The following is a 23,323-nucleotide window of genomic DNA, read 5'->3' as shown; positions in this document are numbered from 1 at the left end:
ATCTGCTCGTCGGTGAAGCGCTTCTTCATGTCCGTCCTCTTCTTGGGAACGGACTCTACTTAAGTCAGGGTGGCCCTGAAAACCGGGGGCAGGTCACCCGAAGTCCAACTCCGGGAAAGCGGCAAATGAACTCTGATGCAGGGGCTGTAATTGCGCCAAGAGTTCTGGCGGTTGAAAACATGGTGAGTCGTGCAGTTTCCAAGGGCGGCTCGGCGGGAGGATCCCCCGCGTGTCCGACATGTCACGTGGTAGGTTGGTTTTCTGCATTCTTTGACGGCACGAATAATCATAAAGATCGTGACTTCCCTGTGCGGCATAGCAACGTGGCTGCGCTGTTTCACGCGCACCTGACCAACCCACGAAAAGGAATCACGCCTTTCTACTACGAGGGATGCGGCACCCATTTCACCTTCACTGGTCGCTACGAGCGCGTGGCGAGGATCGTAGGGCGCGACCGACAGGTGGTCTGGACGGACGTCCACGGTTACGAAGAGGACGAAAGCAGGATCAATCAGGCGTTTGGCCGGCAGATCGACAAGCGCTTGGAAAAGGCGATCTTTGACTTTGAAACGTATGTGATAGATATCCGTTCCCACGCCCGTGTCGACGAAATCAATGTCTCTGCCTTTGGCTTCTCTCGTGGTGCGGCAACGGCTCGTGCATTCACGCACTGGCTCCGCGCCCACAGCAAGGTCACTGAAGCGGCTGGCAAGCTGAAGTTTGACGGGATACCACTTAACTTCAAGTTTCTCGGCTTGTTCGATACGGTCGAATCCATCGGCCGCGCGGGCGGCAATACGCATTCCGAGCTGATCCCTACCACTGTTCCGCGTTGGGTCGAAAAATGCGTTCACACCGTGGCCGCCCATGAGTTGCGAGACGCTTTCCCTGTCACGGTCATCGAGGCCGGAACTGCGTTAGCGCAACGCGTCCAGGTGGTATCGCCGGGTGCGCATTCCGATGTGGGTGGGGGTTATGAGGAGGGCAAGCAGGGGCGGACCCGGGACTTGGCGCGGATCAACCTGTTGCAGATGCTGGACCACGCGCGGGGTGCAGGCCTGCCGATGCAGTCCGTGGCGGAAATGCGGGCCGATGATGGCGGGCGTTGGCGTGATCTTTACTCACATTCCTTCGCGTTGAATGCAACCGCGCACGACACCTTCCGAGGGTATATGAAGCATGTGGACACGCCCAAGGGTCCTATGGGTGACGTGCTACACGCTCACATGAAGTGGTACTGGAAGTGGATCGATAGCGGTTTGGCGGTTGAGGACACGGGGGAGAAGTTTCGCCGCTATTGGCAAGCAGAGCCGAATGCGCCGGGAAGTGCTGAGCGACGCAAGGAGTTGGCTGCAATGAACAGCGTACTTGGGCAGGCGGCGAGAACGGAGGCGGGGCGGGGTCACGGTGGGTTGACCGGAAACCCGAGGGTGCCCCCCCGACGCAATGCCATCCCCGCGCCCATTGAATCCCTGTTTGAGAATCATGTCCACGACTCGCAGGTAGGGTTCCGGCTCGTCGGCACGCTTCAGCTGGACTTCTCTCGAATCGACTACTACGCCATACGCGAAACGCGCCTTCCCTCAGGAGGACGAGTGCGCGCTGTTTCGGCAGGGGCTAACGCCCCGACGGGATAAGCCTGCGGTGACGGGCGCCGCTATGGCCTCAATCAATCCCCAACTTCTTCAACTTGTACCGCAAGGCCCGGAAGGTGATGCCCAGCGAGGCGGCCGTCTTGGTCTTGTTGTACCGGTTTTCCTTCAGCGCGTGCTCGATCGCGGCGCGCTCCACTTCCTCGATGTACGAGGGCAGGGCGCTGGTGGCGGTGTCGCGCGGGTCGAGGGTGCGCGGGTCGATGCCCGCCGCCGCCGCGCTGGAGTGGCTGCCGGCCGGCGGTCCGAACGTGGCATTGAAGGACGCGTGGCTGTAACTGCTCTCTGCCGTCGCGGGCGCCGAGCTGCTGGTGGCGGTGGCAGGCACGGAGGGCCGCAAGGCCGCGTGTGGGAGGCCATGCGTGACCGGTGCCGCTGCGCCGGTGGCCGGCAGGCTGAGGTCCTCGGCGGTCAGGGTGTCGCCATCGGCCAGCGCCATGGCGCGCTCTAGCACGTTCTCCAGCTCACGCACGTTGCCGGGGAACGGATAGGCGCGCAGGGCGGCGAGTGCGGCCGGACCCAGGCGGGCGGGGTCGCGGCCCTGCTGGCTCGAAAGGCGCCGCAGGATCTTGTCGGCCAGACCGGGCAGGTCGTCCAGGCGTTCGCGCAGCGGCGGGACGCGCAGTTCGATCACGTTGATGCGGTAGTACAGGTCCTGGCGGAAGCGGCCTTCGGCCACCATGCGGGCCAGATCCTTGTGCGTGGCCGAGAGGATGCGCACGTCCACCGGGATCTCGATGTTGGCGCCCACCGGCTTGACGGACTTTTCCTGGATGGCGCGCAGCAGCTTGACCTGCATGTGCATCGGAAGCTCGGCCACTTCGTCCAGGAACAGGGTGCCGCCGTCGGCGGCCTGGAACAGGCCGGGCTTGTCGGCGTGGGCACCGGTGAAGCTGCCCTTCTTATGGCCGAAGAACTCGCTTTCCATCAGTTCGGCCGGGATGGCGCCGCAGTTGACGGGCACGAACGGGCCGTCGGCGCGGCCGCCTTCGGAATGGATGGTGCGGGCGACCAGTTCCTTGCCCACGCCCGATTCACCGGCGATGTACACCGGGGCCTGGCTGCGGGAGACCTTGGCCAGCGTGGCCCGCAGGGCGGTCATGGCGGGCGAGTCGCCGTACAGGCGCGCGGCCACCGTGTCGACCACCGAGGCCGGGGCCGGTCCCTTCGTGCGCAGGTCGAGGGCGTGGCGGACCATGTCACGCAGCACGCTCAGCTCCACCGGTTTGGCGACGAAATCGAAGGCGCCGGCCTTGAGGGCCTCCACGGCCGCTTCGACATTGCCGAAGGCGGTGATCATGGCGACCGGGGTCTCGGGGTGCTTCTGGCTGATCTCGGCGACGAGGTCCATGCCCGAGCCGTCCGGCAGGCGCATGTCGGTCAGGCACAGGTCAAAGGATTGCCGTGCGAGCTGGTTGCGCGCGTCGGCAAGGCTGGAGGCGGTGTCGCAGCGTAAACCCATGCGACCCAAGGCCATGACCAGGAGCTCGCGGATGTCACGTTCGTCGTCGACTACCAATGCACTACGGGTTTCTGCCATCCGATCCTCCGGCGCCGACGATAACTGATGGGGGGCGGACGGCCAAGTTCGGAGTTGCAGGCTTGTGCGCTGCGTCGAATTCAGGCATGCCGGGCGCCGGTCGGTCCCTGCAGCCGCAGGCGGAAGCAGGCCCCCCCGCCGGGGACGGGGACGTAGTCCAGGCTGGCCTGGTTGGCCCGGCACAGTTCCCGGGCGATATACAGGCCCAGGCCGGTGCCGTGGCTGGAGGTGGTGAAAAAGGGGCGGAACAGCTGGCTCTGCACGCGCTCCGGGATGCCCGGGCCGCGGTCCAGCACTTCGATCATGGGCTGGCCGCTGCCGTCGGCGGTCACGCGCACGGTCACCCGTGCGGGTTCGCCTGGCATGCGGCCGTAGGTCAGGGCGTTGTAGACCAAAGCGGTCAGCACCTGGTGCAACTGCCGGGGGTCGACCAGGGCGGGCACCGGCGCCTTGGGCGTGGCGGCCTGCACGGTGTCGTCCTCCAGCGGGTGCCCCTGGCGGTAGTCCTCGACGAACTGACGGACCTGCTCGCCCAGATCGACGTTTTCGGGCTGGGCGTGGTCGCGGCGGGCCAGGCCGAGGACGTTCTCGACGATGCCGTTCATCCGCGTGCCCTGCTGGCGGATGATCTCCAGCAGGCGGCGGTCGGCGGTGGGGATGTCGGGCGACTCCTCCAGTAATTGCACCGCGTAGTTGATGGCCGCCAGCGGGTTGCGGATCTCATGGGCCAGGCTGGCCGAGAAACGGCCCAGGGTGGCCAGGGTCAGCGACTCCGCGCGCCGGGCGGCCAGCGCGGTGTCGTCGAGGAAGATCAGCACCTGGTCGCTGTTGGCCAGCAGCCGGGTGAAGCGCGGGACCACTTCGGGCTGATCGGGGCTGATCAGCATCGGGCTGGTGTCCGTTTCGCCGGCGCGCCAGCGCTGCAGGCGGCGGGCCAGTTCGGGCAGGGCCACGCCCAGGTGCCGGATTCCCTGCGGGTCGGCGTCGCCGGCTTCGCCCATCAGCAGGGAGGCGGCTTCGTTGGCCAGCCGGATGTTGTCCTGGCCGTCCACCAGCAGCACGCCGGTGCGCATGCGCCGAATGATCAGCTCGTTTACTTCCGACAATTGCGCGGCTTCGGCGCCGCGGGCCTCGGCCAGGTTGTAGCCCTCGCGCAACTGCCGGCCCAGAGTGCTGGTGAGGCCGGCGATGGTGAGGTAGGCCGCGGAGGTCAGCATCACTTGCCCCAGCGTCATGCTGGCGCCGCCTTCGAGCAGATGGCTCCAGGCGTGTTCGCCGATCAGGCCCGCGGTCGCCAGCCCGGCAATCGCGATGCCGTAGCGGATGCGCAGCAGCAGGGCCCCCGCGCCCACGTTGAAGGCGAGCATCAGGGCGATGCTGGCCCCGCTGTTGGGCAGGGCATGGATGGCGAGCGTGCCGAGCAGCAGGTCGGCGGCCACGCCCACCACGGTATGGAGGCGGACATCGCCCCGGCCGCCCACCAGGAACAGCGCCATCGCCACCAGCAGGTAGGCCAGCGACAGCCCCCGCGCGAACTCGGGGTGGCGTGCCTCCCCTGCCAGGTCGGGCAGGGGGCCGAACAGCACGAAGACCAGCAGCACCGCCTCGAACACGCGGTACAGGGTGAAGAAGTACAACTCCCGGCGCAGGGCGCGGTCGGCGTCGGTGGCGTCCGTGGCGTGGCGGAAGAAGGGCAAGGAGGCGTCCTGCGGGGTTCCCGGGCGAGTATAGGCCGAGGTCACAGGGGCGCGCGGGACGGCGAACGGGGCTCGGCCACGCCGCACGCCTTCCGGGCCCGGAGCCGCTCCCGCAGGGCGGCGGGTGCTTCGTCCATGGTCGATTTTGCCCGCCGGGGCCCGATCGGCGACAATGGCGGGCCCCATTGCCTGCGCGCCGGCCTGCCGGATGCCCCGCATGGGATGACTCCAACTCCCCTCGGTGACGCATGAACTTTCACGAATACCAGGCAAAGCAGCTCTTTGCCGACTACGGCATCGCAGTGCCGGTCGGTGTGGTTGCCCGCACTCCCGACGAGGCTGTCGCAGCCGCCAAGACCATCCCCGGCGACCTGTGGGTGGTCAAGGCGCAGATCCACGCCGGTGGCCGCGGCAAGGCCGGTGGCGTCAAGCTGGCGCGCTCGTATGACGACGTGAAGCAGTACGCCGCGGCGCTGCTGGGCACGAAGATGGCGACCTACCAGACGGCCGGCGTCGAGCTGCCGATCGACTCGGTGCTGGTGTGCGAAGGCACCGACATCGCCAAGGAACTGTACCTGTCGGTGCTGGTGGACCGCGCCACGCGTTCGATCACCTTCATCGCGTCGGCCGAAGGCGGCATGGACATCGAGCAGGTGGCCGCCGAGAAGCCGGAAGCCATCCAGACGCTGCACGTGAACTACGTGCAGGGCCTGCAGCCGTTCGAGTGCCGCAACCTGGGCTTCGCCCTGGGCCTGGACGCCAAGCAGGTCGGCCAGCTGACCAAGATCATGCTGGGCCTGTACAAGCTGTTCAACGAGAAGGACCTGGCGCTGGTCGAGCTGAACCCGCTGGCGATCCTCACCAACGGCAACCTCGCGGTGCTGGACGGCAAGATCGACTCCGACGACAACGCCTCGTTCCGCCATCCGGAACTGGTGGCGATGCGCGACATCCGCCAGGAAGACGAGACCGAGGTGCTGGCCAGCCAGCATGACCTCAACTACGTCACCATGGACGGCAACATCGGCTGCATGGTCAACGGCGCCGGCCTGGCGATGGCGACCATGGACGTGATCAAGCTGGAAGGCGGCGAGCCGGCGAACTTCCTCGACGTGGGCGGCGGCGCGACCAAGGCGCGCGTGACCGAGGCCTTCAAGCTGATCCTGTCGAGCGACAAGGTGAAGGCGATCTTCGTCAACATCTTCGGTGGCATCGTCCGCTGCGACATGATCGCCGAGGGCATCATCGCCGCGGTGAAGGAAGTGGACGTCAAGGTGCCGGTCATCGTGCGCCTTGAGGGCACCAACGTTGAAGCCGGCAAGGAGCTGCTGAAGAACTCCGGCCTGGCCATCACCCCGGCCGACAACATCAACGACGGCGCGAAGAAGGCCGTTGCGGCCGTCGCCGGCAAGTAAGGAACGACACCATGAGCGTTTTGATCAACAAGAACACCAAGGTGATCGTGCAGGGCTTCACCGGCTCGCAGGGCACCTTCCACGCCGAGCAGATGCTCGACTATGGCACCCAGGTCGTCGGTGGCGTGACCCCCGGTAAGGGCGGCACCACCCACTTGGGCCTGCCGGTCTTCAACACCGTGGCCGATGCCGTCGCCGAAACCGGCGCCGATGCTTCGGTCATCTACGTGCCGCCGCCGTTCGCGGCTGACGCGATCATGGAAGCGGCCGACGCCGGCATCAAGGTGATCGTGTGCATCACCGAGGGCATCCCGGTGCTGGACATGCTGCGCGTGAAGAACGTGCTCAACGGCTACGACGACGTCGTGCTGGTTGGCCCGAACTGCCCGGGCGTGATCACGCCGGGCGAGTGCAAGATCGGCATCATGCCGGGCCACATCCACATGCCGGGCAAGATCGGCATCGTGTCGCGCTCGGGCACGCTGACCTATGAAGCGGTCAAGCAGACCACCGACGTGGGCCTGGGTCAGTCGACCTGTATTGGCATCGGCGGTGACCCGATCAACGGCACCAACTTCATCGACGCGCTGAAGTGGTTCCAGGACGACCCGCAGACCGAAGGCATCATCATGGTCGGCGAGATCGGCGGTTCCGCCGAGGAAGAAGCGGCCGAGTTCATCAGCCAGTACGTGACCAAGCCGGTCGTCGGCTTCATCGCCGGTGCCTCGGCGCCGAAGGGCAAGCGTATGGGCCATGCCGGTGCTATTGCTTCCGGCGGTTCGGGTACGGCCGAGGGCAAGTTCGCCGCGATGGAGAAGGCGGGCGTGACCACGGTGAAGTCGCCGGGCGACCTGGGTGCGGCGATCGCGAAGCGCCTGGCCAAGTAATCGGCGGCGCTGAAGTTGTCTGGGAAAGGCCACCTCCGGGTGGCCTTTCTCGTTTTGGCGATGGGGGGAGGAGGCGAAGCATGGGGGGTATTGCTGCGCCCCTCCGTCGGGGCATCCTGCCCCGAGTCGGGGGCGCCGGCCAGTCCGGCCCGGCGCAGCGCGCCGGGCGTTTGCCCAAGCCACGCGGCAGTGCCGCGAAAGCGGCTTGGTCTCACCCATGGCCGGCTCGCCGCAATACGCCCACGCTCCACCTCCTCTTCGCCGTAACCACTATCATGGGTGAGATATGACGCGTGACTGGATGGAGCAGCGGATGGGCACCCCTTTGCGGATCGCGATGGCGCAGTTCGACTTTCCGGTGGGCGCGGTGCAGCGCAATGCCGAGCGGATCGCGGAGATGATCGCGCTCGCACGCGACGAGTACGACGCCGACGTCGTGCTGTTCCCGGAGTTGGCACTCTGCGGTTACCCGCCTGAGGACCTGCTGCTTAGACCGTCGTTCCTGGCCGAATGCGCTGCCGCCATCCAGCGGCTGGCCATGACGACGAAGGGCATCGTGGCCGTGGTGGGCTGGCCACAGGCAGCCGGCAGCGTGGTCTACAACGCGGCCAGTGTGTTGCGCGATGGCGAGGTGGCGCACACCTATCGCAAGCGTGAGTTGCCCAATTACGCGGTGTTCGATGAGCGCCGCTACTTCGATGTCGATCCGGATGGCGAAAACTGCGTATTCGAGGTCGATGGGGTGAAGGTCGGCCTAATCATCTGCGAGGACCTGTGGTTTGACGAGCCGATCGCCTCCACGGTGCAGGCCGGGGCGCAGTTGGTGCTGGTGCCCAATGCATCGCCCTTCGAGCGCGACAAGCACCTGCAGCGTGATGCCCTGATTGAAGAACGCTCGCGTGACCACGGCGTGGGCATCGCCTACCTCAATGTGGTGGGCGGGCAAGATGCACTGGTGTTCGATGGCGCCTCGGTGGTGGCGGATGGGGATGGCGCGGTGCATCCCGCGGCCGCTGCGTTCAGCGACCAGTGGCTGGTGGTGGATTACGACGCCAATGAGAGGCGCTTCGCCGCGTGCCAGTGGATGGAGGACGGCGACGAGAGCCGCGAGGCGCTGGCATGGCGGGCCGTGGTGCGCGGCACGCGTGACTACTGCCAGAAGAACGGTTTCACCAAGGCATGGCTGGGCCTGTCGGGCGGCATCGACTCCGCACTGGTGCTGGCGATCGCGGTGGATGCGCTGGGCGCGGAGAACGTGACCGCCGTGCGCCTGCCGTCGCGCTATACCGCGGACCTGTCCAACGATCTTGCGCTGGAGCAGTGCCGCGAACAGGGCGTTCGCCTGCTGGAGGTGCCGATTGAACAGCCATTCCAGGGCTTTCTGGGCGCGTTGTCGGACGTGTTCGACGGCCGCGATGCGGACGTGACCGAGGAAAACCTGCAGTCACGCTGCCGCGGCGCGATCATGATGGCGCTGACCAACAAGTTCGGTGGATTGCTGCTGACCACCGGCAACAAGAGTGAGTACGCGGTGGGCTACGCCACCATCTACGGCGACATGTGCGGCGGCTATGGGCCGATCAAGGACCTGTACAAGACCGAGGTGTACGCGCTGGCGCGCTGGCGCAACACGGTGGGCGACCCGGTGATCCCGATGGGCGTCATCACCCGCGCGCCGAGCGCGGAATTGCGCGAAAACCAGAAGGATCAGGACTCGTTGCCGCCGTACGACGTGCTGGATGCGATCCTGCTGCGGCATGTGGACCAGGAGCAGTCCCGCGATGAGATCGTGGCGGCGGGTTTTGCCGCCGAGACGGTGGACCGGGTGCTGAACCTGGTGCGCATCAGCGAGTGGAAGCGGCACCAGGCCGCGCCGGGGCCGAAAGTCTCGCATCGCGCGTTTGGGCGCGAGCGGCGGTATCCGATCACGAACGGTTATCGGGCTTAGGGAGTCGTGGGGGGCGGGGCGCTGCCATGCGCCTCGTTTCTCCCTCCGTCGCGGCAATCCTGCCGCGAGTCGGGCCGCGCGCCAATCCGGCCCAGCGCAGCGCGCCGGGCGTTCGACCGGGCTACGCGGCAGTGCCGCGTAAGCAGCCCGCTCTCACCCATGGCGCGCTTTTCACGAGACGCATGGCAGCGCCCCGCCTCCAAACGTGGGGGGGGGGCAAAAACAGCAACGCCACACTAGGCGGCGTTGTTGGAGGCTCATGGCGTGCGTAGCCCGCTAATGCTTTTAATTACCTCGCCAATCCCATTTCGGTGGCAGAGGCGGTGTTGCCTGTAGGTATTGCGTAGGAGGCGGCCATGGATGGCCGCCGGCCCGACTCGGGGCAGGATGCCCCGATGGAGGGACGAAGCAATGCCTACAGGCAACGCCGCCCCCACCGAAGCCAACACCCTCAATCCATATCGAGCGCGGACTTCTCACCCGCAAACGGATTGAGCTTGCGCCAGTTGCCCGGGTAGTCCGGCCAGTTGCCAGCCAGGTACGGGTGGTTGGGCGCCTTTTCCTGCAGCACGCGCTTGGCCTCGGCGGCCAGCGCCTCGTTGCCCAGCCCGGTGTACGCGGCGGCCAGCGTGGCTACCGCGTCGTTCTCGTACGTGCTCTGCGGGTAGGTTTCCAGCAGCTGCTTGGCGCGCGTGGCCGAGGCCACGTAGGCCGTGCGGCGCAGGTAGTACAGGGCCACGTCGAGCTCGTGCCGCGCAAACAGGTCACGCAGCTCCCCCATGCGCTTGCGCGCATCCTCGGCGTAGCGGCTGTTGGGATAGCGCTCGGCGACGATGGAGAAATCGTTGTACGCCTGGTGCGGCGTGGCCAGGTCGCGGCGGCTGGCATCCAGACGCCACACGCGCTGCAGGAACACGGTGTCGCGGCTGGAGTTGGCCAGGCCACGCAGGTAGTACAGGTACGCGATGTTGCGATGCGTGGGGTAGGTACGGATGAATCGGTCGATGCTGCTGATCGCGTCGTCGTGCTTGCCGGCCTTGAACTGGGCGTAGGCCGTTTCGATCAGTGCCTGTTCGGTGTATTCGCCGTACGGGTACTGGGCGACCAGGCGCTTGTAGGTCTGCTCGGCCGAGTCCCAGTTGCCGTTCTTCATCGAGGTGTGGCCCTTGTCGTACAGCTGTTCGACGGGCTGACCCTCGTTGGCATTCTCATCCTTGAACATCTTGCCCATGCGGGCGCAGCCGGAACCGGCGACGGTGATGGCCAGCAGCAGGGCGGTGGTGCGCAGCAGGGCGGAGCGTGGGGTCATGGTCGGCATCGACGGGCGCTTGAGGCGTGAAGGGCCGATAATAGCAGCCCCCGCCTACCAGCCCCTTAATCGGGTGCGAGAGCCTACCAAGATGACCCAGGCCCCCCAGACCCTGACCGCCACCGTTCCCGACGAAGCCGCCGGCCGCCGCTTCGACGCGGTGCTGGCCGACCTGTTCCCCGACTATTCCCGCTCCAAGCTGTCGGGGTGGATCAAAAGCGGGGACGCGCGCCTGGACGGCCAGACGGCCCGCCCGCGCGACCCGGTACGCGGGGGCGAGACCGTCACCGTGACGGCCGTGCTGGAGGTGCAGACCCACTCCGAGCCGGAAGACATCGCGCTGGACGTGCTGTACGAGGACGAGCACGTCATCGTCATCAACAAGCCCGCCGGGCTGGTGGTGCACCCGGGCGCCGGCAACCCGGCCGGCACGCTGGTCAATGCCCTGCTGCACCGCGACCCGTCGCTGGCCACCCTGCCGCGCGCGGGCATCGTGCACCGCCTGGACAAGGACACGTCGGGGGTGATGGTGGTGGCGCGCACGTTGCCGGCGCACACCGCACTGATCGAACAGCTTTCGGGGCGCCAGGTGCACCGTCAGTACCTGGCCGTGGTGGTGGGGGCGCTGGTCTCCGGCGGCACCGCCAATGCCCCGATCGACCGCCACCCGCGCGACCGCATCCGCATGGCCGTGCGCGAGGACGGCAAGGATGCGGTGACCCACTTCCGCCTGCGCGAGCGCTTCCGCGCCCACACCCTGCTCGAATGCCGGCTGGAGACCGGGCGCACGCACCAGATCCGCGTGCACATGGCTCACCTCAAGCACCCCATCGTGGGTGACCCGCTGTACGGCGGGTCGCTGAAGCTGCCCAAGGGGGCTTCGCCGGAACTGATCGAAGCGCTGCGCGGTTTCCGCCGTCAGGCGTTGCATGCGGAGACGCTGGAGTTCGCGCACCCGGTGACCGGTGAGCCGATCCGCTGCAGCGCGCCGATGCCGGCGGACATGCAGGCGCTGGTGAAGGTGCTGCATGACGACGCCAAGGCGGCGGCGGAATCACGGCGCTGACCGCACGGCCGCCATTGTCCGCCTGCTCCGCCGCACCTTTTTGACGTTGCCTTCCACGTTGGGAATTGCGCCATGACCGAACCCCTCGACCTGCCCGGCAAGCCGTGGCTGCGCGCTGACTGGCCGGCCCCGCGGGGCGTGCATGGCTTGACCACGCTGCGCCATGGGCTGGGCGTGTCGAAGGCGCCGTTCGACAGCTTCAACATGGGCAATTGCACGGCCGCCGAGGGGGATGACCCCACGGATGTGGCGCGCAATCGCGACTTGCTGGAAGCCCACGCGGGGCTGCCGGGCTCCCCGCGCTGGCTGCGGCAGGTGCACGGGGTCGGGGTGGTGCGGTTCGGGCGGGATGCGCCGGCGCTGCTGCCGGAAGCGGATGCGTCGGTCACTTCCGAGGCGGGCGTGGTGCTCGCCATCCTGACCGCGGACTGCCTGCCCGTGTTGTTCTGCGCCGACGACGGCAGTGAAGTTGCCGCGGCGCACGCAGGCTGGCGCGGACTGGCCGAGGGCGTGCTGGAGGCCACCGTGGCCGCGATGCGCACGCCGGCGGAGCGGATTCGCGCCTGGCTGGGCCCGGCCGCCGGCCCGCAGCAGTATGAGATCGGCGTCGAGGTGTACGACGCGTTCGTCTCGCGTGATTGGGGGGCGGGCAGCGCCTTCACCAGCACGCGCGAGCACCACTGGCGGGTGGACCTCTACGCATTGGCGCGTCGGCGCTTGGCAGCGGTCGGCATTGCGCCAGATCGCATTTCCGGCGGTGATCTGTGCACGCTGTCCGCCCCAGACCGCTTCTACTCGCACCGGCGCGATCGGCGCACGGGACGCATGGTCTCGCTGGCCTGGATCGAACCGGCGCGGTAAAGCCGGAATCGGTGACCCACCATGGTTCGGCTGCCCCTGCCGATGTCGGCACGGTATGGTTGCCAGCTGCCTGAAGGCCTCCGGGGACGTCACCGTGTCAACTTCCAGTTCAATGCCGCGCCGCTGGATCGTCGCCGGCGATCTCAATGGCTTCTTTGGCCTGGTGGTCGACAACCTGTCGATCCTGGGCTTCATCGCCATGGCGCTGGTCGGCCTGTTCGGCATGCCGGCGGAGGTGGTGTATGGGCGCATGTTCCCCGGCACCGCGCTGGGCGTGCTGGTGGGCAACGTGATCTACACGGCGATGGCGCGACGGCTGGCCGCGCGCACCGGCCGCGACGACGTCACCGCGATGCCGCTGGGGTTGGATGCGCCCACCAGCATTGGCATGGCGCTGCTGGTGCTCGGACCGGCATTCGCGGGCTTCAAGCAGATGGGCATGGACGCCGACGCGGCGGCCCACGCCACCTGGCAGTTGGGCATGGCCTCGCTGATGGTGATGGGCGTGCTGAAGTTCGTGCTGTCATTCGCGGGCGATGCGGTGACGCGGCTGGTGCCGCGCGCTGGCTTGCTGGGCTCCATCGCGGGCATCGCGCTGGTACTGATGGGCTTCCTCCCGCTGGTCGAGGCGCTGCGCTCGCCGGTGGTGGGCTTCGTGACGCTGGGACTGCTGCTGTACGTGCTGGTGGCGAAGGGGCGGCTGCCGGTAAAACTGCCCGGTGTGTTCGTCGCCTTCGTGTTTGGCACCGTGCTGTATTACGCGCTCGGCGCCCTGGGCTTGGGGGCGCCCGGCTTCCAGTGGCCCCAGGCGACACCGCTGACGGTGGCCTTCCCCTTGCCGTCGCTGGGTTTTGTGGAAGGCCTGCCGTACACCGTGCCGTACCTGCCGTTGTTGCTGCCGTTTGGCCTGCTGATGGTGGTGGGGGGCATCAACGTCAGCGAGAGCGCGCGCGCTGCCGGCGATGACTACCGCACCCGCGACATCCTGCTGACCGAGGCGCTGTCTACGCTGGTGGCGGGGTTGTGCGGCGGCGTGGCGCAGACCACCCCGTATATCGGCCAACCCGCGTACAAGCACATGGGCGCGCGTAGCGGTTACACCTTGCTGACCGGCCTGTTCATCGGTATTGGCGGCATGCTCGGACTGGTGTCCGGGCTGGTGCAGTGGCTGCCGCTGGCGGTGCTGGCGCCGATCATCGTGTACGTGGCGCTGGATATCGCCACGCAGGCCTTCCAGGCCACGCCACCCAGGCACACCACCGCGATGGTGCTCGGCTTCCTGCCCTCGGTCGCCTACATGCTGTCGATCAAGGTCGGCAACCCGGCGTGGATCGCGCCTGACCACTTCGCCCAGCTGATGCACGCCAGTGACAGCCACGGCCTGCCCGAGATGGCGGTGATCGTGACCCTCGGCAACGGCTTCATAATCACCGCGATGATCTGGATCTCTGCAGTGGCCGCAATGATCGACGGGCGCCTGCTGCGCGCCTCTGCGTTCCTGCTGGCCGGTGCGGCCCTGGCCCTCTTTGGCGTCATCCACTCCGTGCACCCGCAGGGCGGGATCTACCTGCCGTGGAACCTTGAGGGGCTACCCCGGCAGATCGCATGGCAGTTCGTGGGGGCGTATCTGGCGCTGGCGACCTTGTTGGCAGCCTTGTCGCTGCAGCGCGAGCCGGTACGGTCCGGCACTTCCCCCTGAACCCAACGGGCGATGTCCGGTCAGAAAAAGGCCGCAATCAGGGGGGCGGCAACACTGCCGCGTGCCGCGTGCCGAATGCCGAGGACTTAGGAGTTCGGGACAAGCACGCGTTTCCGGGCAGAGCTCTTGAAGTCGCCGCGACCCTTCAAGTTGCGTGGCGGTGGTGGATGCGCTGGGTATTGCGTAGAGCAGGCCATGGATGGCCTGCGGCCGCGACTCGGCACAGGATGTGCCGACGGAGCGGAGGAGCAATGCCCAGCGCCTCCGCCGCCGCCCCACCGAAGCCGGCGCTTTCCGCTCAGGCCGACCACCCAAAATATGCCCGATTTGACCCCAATCAAGTCCCGTAAAGCCCAACCCTCGACACTCCCTGAACAAGCCTTGAAAGACGCTTGATTCCCGCGGCCCCCAGCCGCATCTGCAATTCATCGCGGCCTGATGGCCGCCCATGACTTGAAGGGGAAACCCATGCGGATGGACAAGCTCACCTCCCGCTTCCAGCAGTCGCTCGCCGACGCGCAGTCGCTGGCCGTGGGGCGCGACCATAACTTCATCGAGCCCGTGCACCTGCTCACCGCGCTGATCGACCAGCAGGGCGGCAGCACCCGCCCCCTGCTGGCGCAGTCGGGCGTCAACTTGCCGCTGCTGCGCGAGCGTCTGGGCGAGGCGCTGGAGAAGCTGCCCAAGGTCACCGGCCAGGCCGGCAACGTACAGGTGGGCAACGACCTGGGCCGCCTGCTCAACGTGACCGACAAGCTGGCGCAGCAGCGCGGCGATGCCTTCATCGCCAGCGAACTGTTCGTGCTGGCAGCGCTTGAGGATGGTGGTGAGGCCGGCAAGGCGCTCAAGGCCGCCGGCGCCAACAAGCAGAAGCTGGAAGCAGCCATCGAAAAGATCCGCGGAGGCGAGAGCGTGCAATCCGAGAATGCCGAAGACCAGCGCCAGGCGTTGGAGAAGTACTGCATCGACCTGACCGCACGCGCCGAGAGCGGCAAGCTTGACCCGGTGGTGGGCCGCGACGAGGAAATCCGCCGCACCGTGCAAGTGCTGCAGCGCCGGACCAAGAACAACCCGGTGCTGATCGGCGAGCCCGGCGTGGGCAAGACCGCGATCGTCGAAGGCCTGGCCCAGCGCATCATCAACGGTGAGGTGCCCGAAGGCCTGCGCGGCAAGCGTGTGCTGTCGCTGGATATGGGCGCGCTGATCGCCGGCGCCAAGTTCCGCGGCGAGTTCGAGGAGCGCCTCAAGGCCGTGCTCAACGACCTGGCCAAGAACGAAGGCCAGGTGATTCTTTTCATCGACGAGCTGCACACCATGGTCGGCGCCGGCAAGGCCGAAGGCAGCATGGACGCGGGCAACATGCTCAAGCCCGCGCTCGCGCGCGGCGAACTGCACTGCATCGGCGCGACCACGCTGGATGAGTACCGCAAGTACGTCGAGAAGGACGCCGCGCTGGAGCGCCGCTTCCAGAAGGTGTTCGTCGGCGAGCCGAGTGTCGAGGACACCATCGCGATCCTGCGCGGCCTCAAAGAGAAGTACGCCGTGCACCACGGCGTGGAGATCACCGACCCGGCGATCGTCGCGGCGGCCACGCTGTCGAACCGCTACATCGCCGACCGCCAGTTGCCAGACAAGGCCATCGACCTGATGGACGAGGCTGCCAGCCGGATCCGCATGGAAATCGACTCCAAGCCGGAGGAACTGGACCGCAAGGAACGCCGCCTGATCCAGTTGAAGATCCAGCGCGAGGCGCTGAAGAAGGAGAAGGACGAGGCGAGCAAGCAGCGCCTGGCCGACCTGGAAAGCGAGATCGGCACGCTGGAGCGCGAGTTCAACGACTTGGAAGAGGTGTGGAAGGCGGAGAAGGCCACGCTGCAGAGCGCCACCAAGATCAAGGAGCAGATCGAGGCCGCCAAGCTGGAGCTGGAGGCCGCGCAGCGCAAGCAGGACTTCGGCCGCATGAGCGAGATCCAGTACGGCACCCTGCCGACGCTGGAAAAGCAACTGCACGCGGCGCAGGAAGCCGAGACCAAGGGCTTCACCCTGCTGCAGGACAAGGTCACCGCCGAGGAGATCGCCGAGATCGTCAGCCGCTGGACCGGCATCCCGGTCAGCAAGATGCTGGAAGGCGAGCGCGAGAAGCTGCTGAAGATGGAGGACGTGCTGCACGGCCGCGTGGTTGGGCAGGAGGAGGCCATCAAGGTGGTGTCGGATGCCGTGCGCCGTTCGCGCGCGGGCCTCAGCGATCCGAACCGTCCGTCCGGCTCGTTCCTGTTCCTCGGTCCCACCGGCGTGGGCAAGACCGAGCTGTGCAAGGCGCTGGCCGAATTCCTGTTCGACAGCAGCGACGCGATGGTGCGCATCGACATGAGCGAGTTCATGGAGAAGCACGCGGTCAGCCGGCTGGTCGGTGCGCCTCCGGGCTATGTGGGCTATGAGGAAGGCGGCTACCTCACCGAGGCGGTGCGCCGTCGCCCGTACAGCGTGATCCTGCTGGACGAGGTGGAAAAGGCGCATCCGGACGTGTTTAACATCCTGCTGCAGGTGCTGGACGACGGCCGCCTGACCGACGGCCAGGGCCGCACGGTCGACTTCCGCAACACCGTCATCGTCATGACCAGCAACCTGGGCAGCCAGATGATCCAGGACATGGCCGCCGATGACACGCCGGAAGGCTACATGCAGATGAAGGCCGCGGTGATGGGCGTGGTGCAGAGCCACTTCCGCCCGGAGTTCATCAACCGCCTCGACGACATCGTGGTGTTCCACCCGCTGGACAAGGCGCAGATCCGCGAGATCGCCAAGATCCAGCTCAAGAGCCTGGAGAAGCGTTTGCACGAACGCGGGCTGAAGCTGGCGCTGTCGGACAACGCGCTCAACCTGCTGGGCAACGTGGGCTTCGACCCGGTGTACGGTGCGCGGCCGCTGAAGCGGGCCATCCAGCAGCAATTGGAGAACCCGCTGGCCCAGCGCATCCTGGCCGGCGAATTCGCCAATGGCGATACCGTGCAGGTGGAGGCCGAAGGCGGAGCGCTGGTGTTCCGCAAGGGCTGAGCACGCTTAGGGTGCGGCCTCGACACGGGGGCCGCACCCGCTCTGCTGCACTCGTCTCGGCCTTGGCGCGCGGGCTGGGTAGGCGCGCCGCCGTCGGACATCCTCGCGCATATGCCCTTCGCTCATGAGGGCGTTGCCATGCCGCATGGGGCCCAATGATCGTGGGGTGCTAGAATCGCTGCCGCCTGAGGTGACCGCCGGCCAAGCCGGTGGTTGAAACGGGAATCCGGTGCGCCCGCCGTCTGGTCGATGGCCGTGGCAATTCCGGAGCTGCCCCCGCAACGGTAGGCGAGGTGACCCCAGGACGGGTCGGGACCGGCGAATGCCACTGTGCCCTCGGCACGGGAAGGCGCCGTCCCCGGATGCTTGAGCGCACCCACCCGCGAGCCCGGAGACCGGCCATTGGCGTGACCCGACATGCGGTGGGCGATGTCACGGGGGCCATGCACGCGCGTGGCGTCTGCGTCCTTTCCTGCCGCCTGTCCATTCCCAACGTTTTCCGCGCGGGCAGGCGCGGCCAAGGAGCAGTACCCGATGGTTTCCCGTAATTTCCGTACCCGCCGCACCGTGCTGGCGGTATCGCTGGCGCTCGCCGCCACGTTGAGCGCCGTTCCCGCGCTGGCAGAAGGCCAGGCCACCGACCTCGATGGCGTGGTCGTGACCGGCGCCCGTACCGCCGTGACCCAGGACGCGTCGCTGGTCTCCACGAGCGTCATCACCCGCGAAGACATCGAGCGCCTGCAGCCGGCGTCCCTGCCGGACTTGCTGCGGACCGTGCCGGGCGTTTCGCTGTCCAATAACGGCGGCCCCGGAAAGGAGAGCTCGCTCTTCGTGCGCGGCGCCGAATCCGACCACCTGCTGGTGCTGGTGGACGGTATCAAGGTGGGGTCGGCGACGGCAGGCAAGGCGGCGCTGCAGGACATTCCGGTCGAGCAGATCGAGCGTATCGAGATCGTGCGAGGCCCCTTCTCCAGCCTGTACGGTTCCGAAGCGCTCGGCGGCGTCGTGCAGGTGTTCACGCGGCGGCCCCAGACGGGCTTCACTCCCGAAGCGAGCGTGGGCATCGGCAACCTCGGTACGCGGCGTGCCACCGCCGGCATCGGTGGCCGTGGCGAGCGTGGTTGGTACCAGTTGAACCTGGCCCACGACACCACCAACGGCATCAATGCCTGCCGTCCTGCGCCGACGCCGTTCGCGGGGTGCGGGATCGATGAGCCCGATCGCGATGGCTATACCAACAACTCGGTGTCGGCGCAGGCCGGCTATCGCTTCAGTGAGGCATGGGATGCGGACGCGCGCGTGCTGCATGCCGATGGGCGCAATGAGTACGACGGCGGTTTCGCCAACGAATCACACGTGGTGCAGCAGGTGACCGGCGCGCGTGTCGGCTACGCCGCCGAAGGACTCAAGCTGACCGCACGGGTGGGGCAAGCCAAGGACCGCAGCCGTGATTTCCACGACGAAGTCTTTGCGTCCGAGTATGAAACGCTGCGCTCGCTGGCTTCGCTGCAGGCCGATGTTTCCACGCAGCGGGGCTTGTTCACCGTGGGCGTGGACTGGCTGCGCGACGAGATCGAAAGCACCGACGCCTACGTCGTGGATGGACGCACCAACCGTGCCGTGTTCGGCCAGTGGCAGCATGCATTGGGTGCGCACTCGATCCAGGCCAGCGTCCGCCGTGACGACAACGAGCAGTTCGGCGGCAAGACCACCGGCAGTGTGGCGTGGGGCTGGGACTTCACCGAGGCGCTGCGCCTGACGGCCCGGTATGGCACTGCGTTCAAGGCGCCGAGCTTCAACGACCTCTACTACCCGTACTTCGGCAACCCCAACCTGGCGCCCGAGACCTCGGAAACCGCCGAAATTGGCGTGCGCGGCAAGCACGGCTGGGGTGGTTGGTCGGTCAACGCCTACCAGACCCGCGTGGAGGACCTGATCGGCTACGACCCCACCCTAGTCGATGCGGAGCACCCGTGGGGTCAGCCGAACAACATCGACCGGGCACGTATCCGTGGCGTCGAACTCGCCGCTGACACGACGCTGCTGGGCTGGCAGCTTCGCGGCAGCGTGACGTGGCTGGACCCGCGCGACGATTCCGAGGGCTTCAACCAGGACAACCTGCTCCCGCGCCGTGCCCGACAGAATGGCCGGATCGACGCCGATCGCCGCTTCGGTCGCTTCAGTGCCGGGGCAAGCGTCCAGGCCGTCGGCGAGCGCTTCGACGAGGTCTACAACACCACCCGCCTGCCGGGCTACGCGACGACGGACCTTCGCATGGGCTGGTCGATTAACGACGCCTGGTCGCTGCAATTGACGGCGAACAACGTGTTCGATCGTGAGTACGAAACCGCCGCGTACTACCGTCAGCCGGGTCGCACGTACCTGCTGAGCCTGCGCTACCGCGGCCATCGTTGATGCCCGCAGGCCGGCCGTGGGCCGGCGTCAGGGGGCACCGTGCTTCGGCACGGTGCCTTCCTTGCATCTGAACCCCGATCGTCGGGTCAGGCCACCGCCGGCGGCAGGTGGTGGCTGCCGCGATACGGCGGCGTTGCCATCACCATCTCCGCCAGGCTGTGCGCCAACTCGCGCTCGGCCATCACCGCGCCGTCCGCGCCGCGCTCCAGCAGGTGCTTGACCTCGCCGTCGCTGTGCGCGCGCGCCACGATGGTCAGGCCCGGGTTGATCGCACGCAGCTTGGCGATGATCTCGCCGGCTTCCAGCACATTGGGAATCGCCAGCATCACCGTGGTCGCGCGTTCCGGTGCCGCCTCGCGCAGCACCTGCTCGTTGGCCGCGTTGCCGCGGATGGCGGGAATGTTGCTTGCCCGCGCCCGCGCGATCAGGTCATCGTCCGTGTCGATGACCACCACCGGCACGTCACGCTCGGTCAGCAGGCGGCCCAGTTCGCTGCCGACCCGACCATAACCGATGGAAATCACGTGCCCGGACAAGCCCTCGGGAATGCCCGGTGCCAGGTCGTCCGCCGCCTGGGCGGCATCCGCCTTCTCGCGGCTCGCCTGCAGCGCTTCGCGTGCGCGACGCCGGTCCAGCCAGGCAAAGATCAGCGGGTTGGTCATGATCGACAGCAGCGCGCCGGCCAGCACCAGGTCATGGCCGTCCTGCGGCAGGATCTTCAGTTGCAGGCCCAGCGCGGCCAGGATGAAGGAGAACTCGCCGATCTGCGCCAGGCTGGCTGAGATCAGCAGCGCGGTGCCGTGTTCCTTGCCGAAGGCGCGCACCAGCATGTAGGCGGCGGCGGACTTGCCGAACACGATGATCGCCCATGCGGCCAGCACGTCCAGCGGTCGCTGGACCAGGATTGAAGGGTCGAACAGCATGCCGACCGACACGAAGAACAGCACCGCGAACGCGTCGCGCAGCGGCAGCGTCTCGGTGGCCGCCTGGTGGCTGAACTCCGATTCGTTCAGCAGCATGCCGGCAAAGAACGCGCCCAGCGCGAACGACACTCCGAAAAGTTCCGCCGATCCGAACGCCACGCCCAGCGCGATGGCCAGCACGCACAGCGTGAACAGCTCGCGCGAGCCGGTACCGGCCACGCGCTCCAGCACCCAGGGGATCACCCGCCGCCCCACCAGCAGGATCACCAGCAGGAACGCGCCGACCTTGAAGATGGTGGTGAAGATCGCCTTCCACACCGAGACCCCGTCGGCGGCCTCGCCCGTCAACAGCCCCGACAGCGCCGGCAGCAACACCAGCGCCAGCACCATCGCCAGATCCTCGACGATCAGCCAGCCCACGGCGATCTTGCCCTTGCCGGTATCCAGCAGGCGGCGCTCCTCCAGTGCACGCAGCAGCACCACCGTGCTGGCCACCGACAGCGAAAGGCCGAACACGACACCCGCACCATGCGACCAGCCCAGCATCCGTGCCATCGCCCAGCCCAGTACCGTGGCCACGGCGATCTGTGCCACCGCGCCCGGCAGGGCGATGGCCTTGACTGACAGCAGGTCGCGCATCGAGAAATGCAGGCCCACGCCGAACATCAGCAGGATCACGCCGATCTCGGCCAGCTGCGGCGCCAGGGTCTGGTCGCCGACGAAGCCCGGGGTGAACGGCCCTGCGACGATGCCCGCTATCAGGTAGCCCACCAGCGGCGACAGCCGGAGCCGCTGCGCCAGTGCGCCAAAGATGAACGCCAGCACGAAGCCGGCCACGAGGATCGCAATCAGGGACGTGTGGTGCATCGGCTCTCCCAAGGCCAAGACATAGAGGTATAGGGGCTGACCACGGCCATCACAACCCGGACACGGGCCAAGGGGCCCGATCCGGCAAGGTCGTCGGCCGATCCCTGCGGGGCAGTGTGGCCACGTACAATGTCGCCATGATTGCCTTCCGAGATTTCGCCCTGCGGCGCGGCGAACGCCTGCTGCTGTCCAACGTCGACCTCGCCCTGCACGCCGGCTGGCGCGTGGGCGTCATTGGCCGTAACGGCACCGGCAAGTCGTCCTTGTTCGCCGCCATCCAGGGCGAGGTCGAAGCCGACCGCGGCGACATCGACGTGCCCGCCCGCGTGCGCATCGCCAGCGTGGCGCAGGAAACCCCGGCGCTGGACGAGCCGGCGCTGGAGTTCGTGCTCTCCGGCGATGCCGAGGTGCACAAGGTCATCCTCGCCGAACGCGACGCGGCGGAGCGTGAAGACTGGGAGGCCGTGGCCAACGCCCACTTGCGCCTGGCCGAGCTCAACGGCTATGACGCGACCGCGCGGGCCGGCAAGCTGCTGCACGGCCTGGGTTTCTCGCCCGACACCCACGAGCGCGCCGTCAAGGAGTTCTCCGGCGGATGGCGCGTGCGCCTGAACCTGGCGCGCGCGCTGATGACCCCGTCCGACCTGCTGTTGCTGGACGAACCCACCAACCACCTCGACCTCGACGCGGTGCTGTGGCTGGAGCAGTGGCTGTTGAAGTACCCCGGCACCCTGCTGATGATCTCGCACGACCGCGAGTTCCTCGACGGCGTGTCCACCCACACCATCCACCTCAACGAAGGCAAGGCCAAGCTGTACGTGGGCGACTACACCGCCTTCGAACGCCAGCGCGCCGAGCAGCTGCGCCAGCAGCAGATCGCCTTCGAGAAGGAGCAGGTCGAGCGCGAGCACCTGCAGAAGTTCATCGACCGCTTCAAGGCCAAGGCCAGCAAGGCCAAGCAGGCCCAGAGCCGCATGAAGCGCCTGGAAAAGCTGGCCGGCACCGAGGCGGTGCGCGCCGAGCGTTCGCTGCATATCGACTTCCCGGCCCCGGCCAAGCTGCCGCACGCGCTGCTGCGCCTGGTCGACGCCGACTGCGGTTACGGCGAGCACGTCGTGTTGGAGAACGTCAGCTTCATCCTCGAGGCCGGCGACCGCGTCGCGCTGCTCGGCCCCAATGGCGCCGGCAAGTCCACCCTGGTCAAATCGCTGGTCGGCGACATCGCGCTGCTCACCGGCGAGCGCGGCGGCCACCCCGACCTGCGCATCGGCTACTTCGCCCAGCACACGGTGGAGTCGCTGGAAGAGGGCCGCAGCCCGATCGACCACCTGGCCGACCTCGCACCCGGCGTGGCCACCCAGCAGTTGCGCGATTTCCTCGGCAAGTGGCAGTTTCCCGGCAACCGCGCCTTCGAATCGGTCGACGGCTTCAGCGGCGGTGAGCGCGCGCGCCTGGCGCTGGCGATGATCGCCTGGACCCAGCCCAACGTGCTGCTGCTCGACGAACCGACCAACCACCTCGACCTCGAGATGCGCGAGGCGCTGGCCGAAGCGCTCAGCGACTTCGACGGTGCCATCGTCATGGTCAGCCACGACCGACACCTGATCGGCCTGGTCTGCGACACCTTCTGGCGCGTGGCCGATGGCGTGGCGCAGCCGTTCGACGGCGACCTGGACGCCTACGCCAGCTGGCTGCGCAGCCGCGACAGCAGCAACGACGGCAAGTCGGTGAAGCAGGTGAAGGCGGCGAAGGCCGGCAAGGGCGGGGACGGCACGGACCCGATCAGCGCGGCGATGCCCGCCGTGGCCGAAACGGCCGCGGTCGCCAGCACGCGCAGCGCCGCAACGCCAGCACCGGCCCCGACGGGCAAGTCGCGCAAGGCCAACCCGGTCAAGCTGGCGCAGGCCGAAGCCCGCGTCGCTGAACTGGAATCCAAGCTGCACGCCATCGACATGGACTTGGCCGACCCCACGCGCTATGCCGACGTGCC

13 protein-coding genes, 1 pseudogene and 1 riboswitch are annotated in these 23,323 nt (G+C 67.3%); of the genes and pseudogenes, 10 read left to right on the top strand and 4 right to left on the bottom strand.

What is annotated here, in order from left to right:
* On the top strand, nt 1-1,637 hold a 1,637-nt coding region (locus ACYVBS_RS02735), incomplete at its 5' end, for a T6SS phospholipase effector Tle1-like catalytic domain-containing protein (RefSeq protein WP_460821588.1).
* A 28-nt stretch (nt 1,638-1,665) separates the two neighbouring features.
* Here ACYVBS_RS02735 and ACYVBS_RS02730 read toward each other — a convergent pair.
* Nucleotides 1,666-3,192 carry a sigma-54-dependent transcriptional regulator gene (locus tag ACYVBS_RS02730; protein ID WP_460821587.1) on the bottom strand — a complete coding sequence of 509 codons (1,527 nt, stop codon included), beginning with the start codon at nt 3,190-3,192 and terminating at the stop codon, nt 1,666-1,668.
* A gap of 80 nt (nt 3,193-3,272) precedes the next feature.
* The gene (locus ACYVBS_RS02725) at nt 3,273-4,889 is read right to left on the bottom strand and encodes a sensor histidine kinase (protein WP_460821586.1); all 1,617 of its coding nucleotides are present in this window, start codon (nt 4,887-4,889) and stop codon (nt 3,273-3,275) included.
* Nucleotides 4,890-5,137: 248 nt separating this feature from the next.
* Between ACYVBS_RS02725 and sucC the strand changes: the two genes are divergently transcribed.
* The 3 genes from sucC (at nt 5,138) to ACYVBS_RS02710 (ending at nt 9,139) form a co-directional block, all read left to right on the top strand.
* Entirely contained in the window at nt 5,138-6,304 is a 1,167-nt protein-coding gene (sucC, locus tag ACYVBS_RS02720) for an ADP-forming succinate--CoA ligase subunit beta (RefSeq protein WP_460821585.1), read from the top strand.
* A gap of 11 nt (nt 6,305-6,315) precedes the next feature.
* Nucleotides 6,316-7,191, top strand: coding sequence for a succinate--CoA ligase subunit alpha (sucD, locus tag ACYVBS_RS02715; protein ID WP_036136724.1), 876 nt, complete (start codon nt 6,316-6,318; stop codon nt 7,189-7,191).
* A gap of 313 nt (nt 7,192-7,504) precedes the next feature.
* Entirely contained in the window at nt 7,505-9,139 is a 1,635-nt protein-coding gene (locus ACYVBS_RS02710) for an NAD+ synthase (RefSeq protein ID WP_460821583.1), read from the top strand.
* 451 nt (nt 9,140-9,590) lie between these two features.
* On the opposite strand, the gene ACYVBS_RS02705 is transcribed toward ACYVBS_RS02710, so the two are convergent.
* A complete protein-coding gene (locus tag ACYVBS_RS02705) occupies nt 9,591-10,457 on the bottom strand; it encodes an outer membrane protein assembly factor BamD (protein ID WP_460821582.1) in 867 nt (288 codons plus the stop codon).
* Nucleotides 10,458-10,539: 82 nt separating this feature from the next.
* Here ACYVBS_RS02705 and rluD point away from each other — a divergent pair, with 82 nt between their 5' ends.
* From rluD to btuB, 5 genes are all read left to right on the top strand, one after another.
* On the top strand, nt 10,540-11,514 hold the full coding sequence (rluD, locus tag ACYVBS_RS02700; protein ID WP_460821581.1) for a 23S rRNA pseudouridine(1911/1915/1917) synthase RluD: 975 nt from the start codon (nt 10,540-10,542) through the stop codon (nt 11,512-11,514).
* A 72-nt stretch (nt 11,515-11,586) separates the two neighbouring features.
* Nucleotides 11,587-12,375, top strand: a complete 789-nt coding sequence (gene pgeF, locus ACYVBS_RS02695; RefSeq protein ID WP_460821580.1) for a peptidoglycan editing factor PgeF — start codon at nt 11,587-11,589, stop codon at nt 12,373-12,375.
* A 112-nt stretch (nt 12,376-12,487) separates the two neighbouring features.
* Nucleotides 12,488-14,074, top strand: a complete 1,587-nt coding sequence (locus ACYVBS_RS02690; protein ID WP_460821623.1) for a SulP family inorganic anion transporter — start codon at nt 12,488-12,490, stop codon at nt 14,072-14,074.
* A gap of 468 nt (nt 14,075-14,542) precedes the next feature.
* On the top strand, nt 14,543-17,128 hold the full coding sequence (gene clpB / locus ACYVBS_RS02685; RefSeq protein WP_460821579.1) for an ATP-dependent chaperone ClpB: 2,586 nt from the start codon (nt 14,543-14,545) through the stop codon (nt 17,126-17,128).
* A 171-nt stretch (nt 17,129-17,299) separates the two neighbouring features.
* Nucleotides 17,300-17,546: riboswitch (cobalamin riboswitch) on the top strand.
* Nucleotides 17,547-17,662: 116 nt separating this feature from the next.
* Nucleotides 17,663-19,543 (top strand): TonB-dependent vitamin B12 receptor, encoded by a 1,881-nt coding sequence (btuB, locus tag ACYVBS_RS02680; RefSeq protein ID WP_460821578.1) that lies wholly within the window; start codon nt 17,663-17,665, stop codon nt 19,541-19,543.
* A gap of 86 nt (nt 19,544-19,629) precedes the next feature.
* On the opposite strand, the gene ybaL is transcribed toward btuB, so the two are convergent.
* Nucleotides 19,630-21,333 (bottom strand): YbaL family putative K(+) efflux transporter, encoded by a 1,704-nt coding sequence (gene ybaL / locus ACYVBS_RS02675; RefSeq protein WP_460821577.1) that lies wholly within the window; start codon nt 21,331-21,333, stop codon nt 19,630-19,632.
* A gap of 137 nt (nt 21,334-21,470) precedes the next feature.
* Here ybaL and ACYVBS_RS02670 point away from each other — a divergent pair.
* A pseudogene (locus tag ACYVBS_RS02670) lies at nt 21,471-23,060 on the top strand (ABC-F family ATP-binding cassette domain-containing protein); the annotation flags it as partial.
* Between the last annotated feature and the right edge of the window lie 263 nt (nt 23,061-23,323).

The sequence above is a fragment of the Lysobacter olei genome (assembly GCF_054777355.1).
Note: the sequence above shows the minus strand (reverse complement) of the source record. Positions and strands in the feature narration are given on the sequence as shown.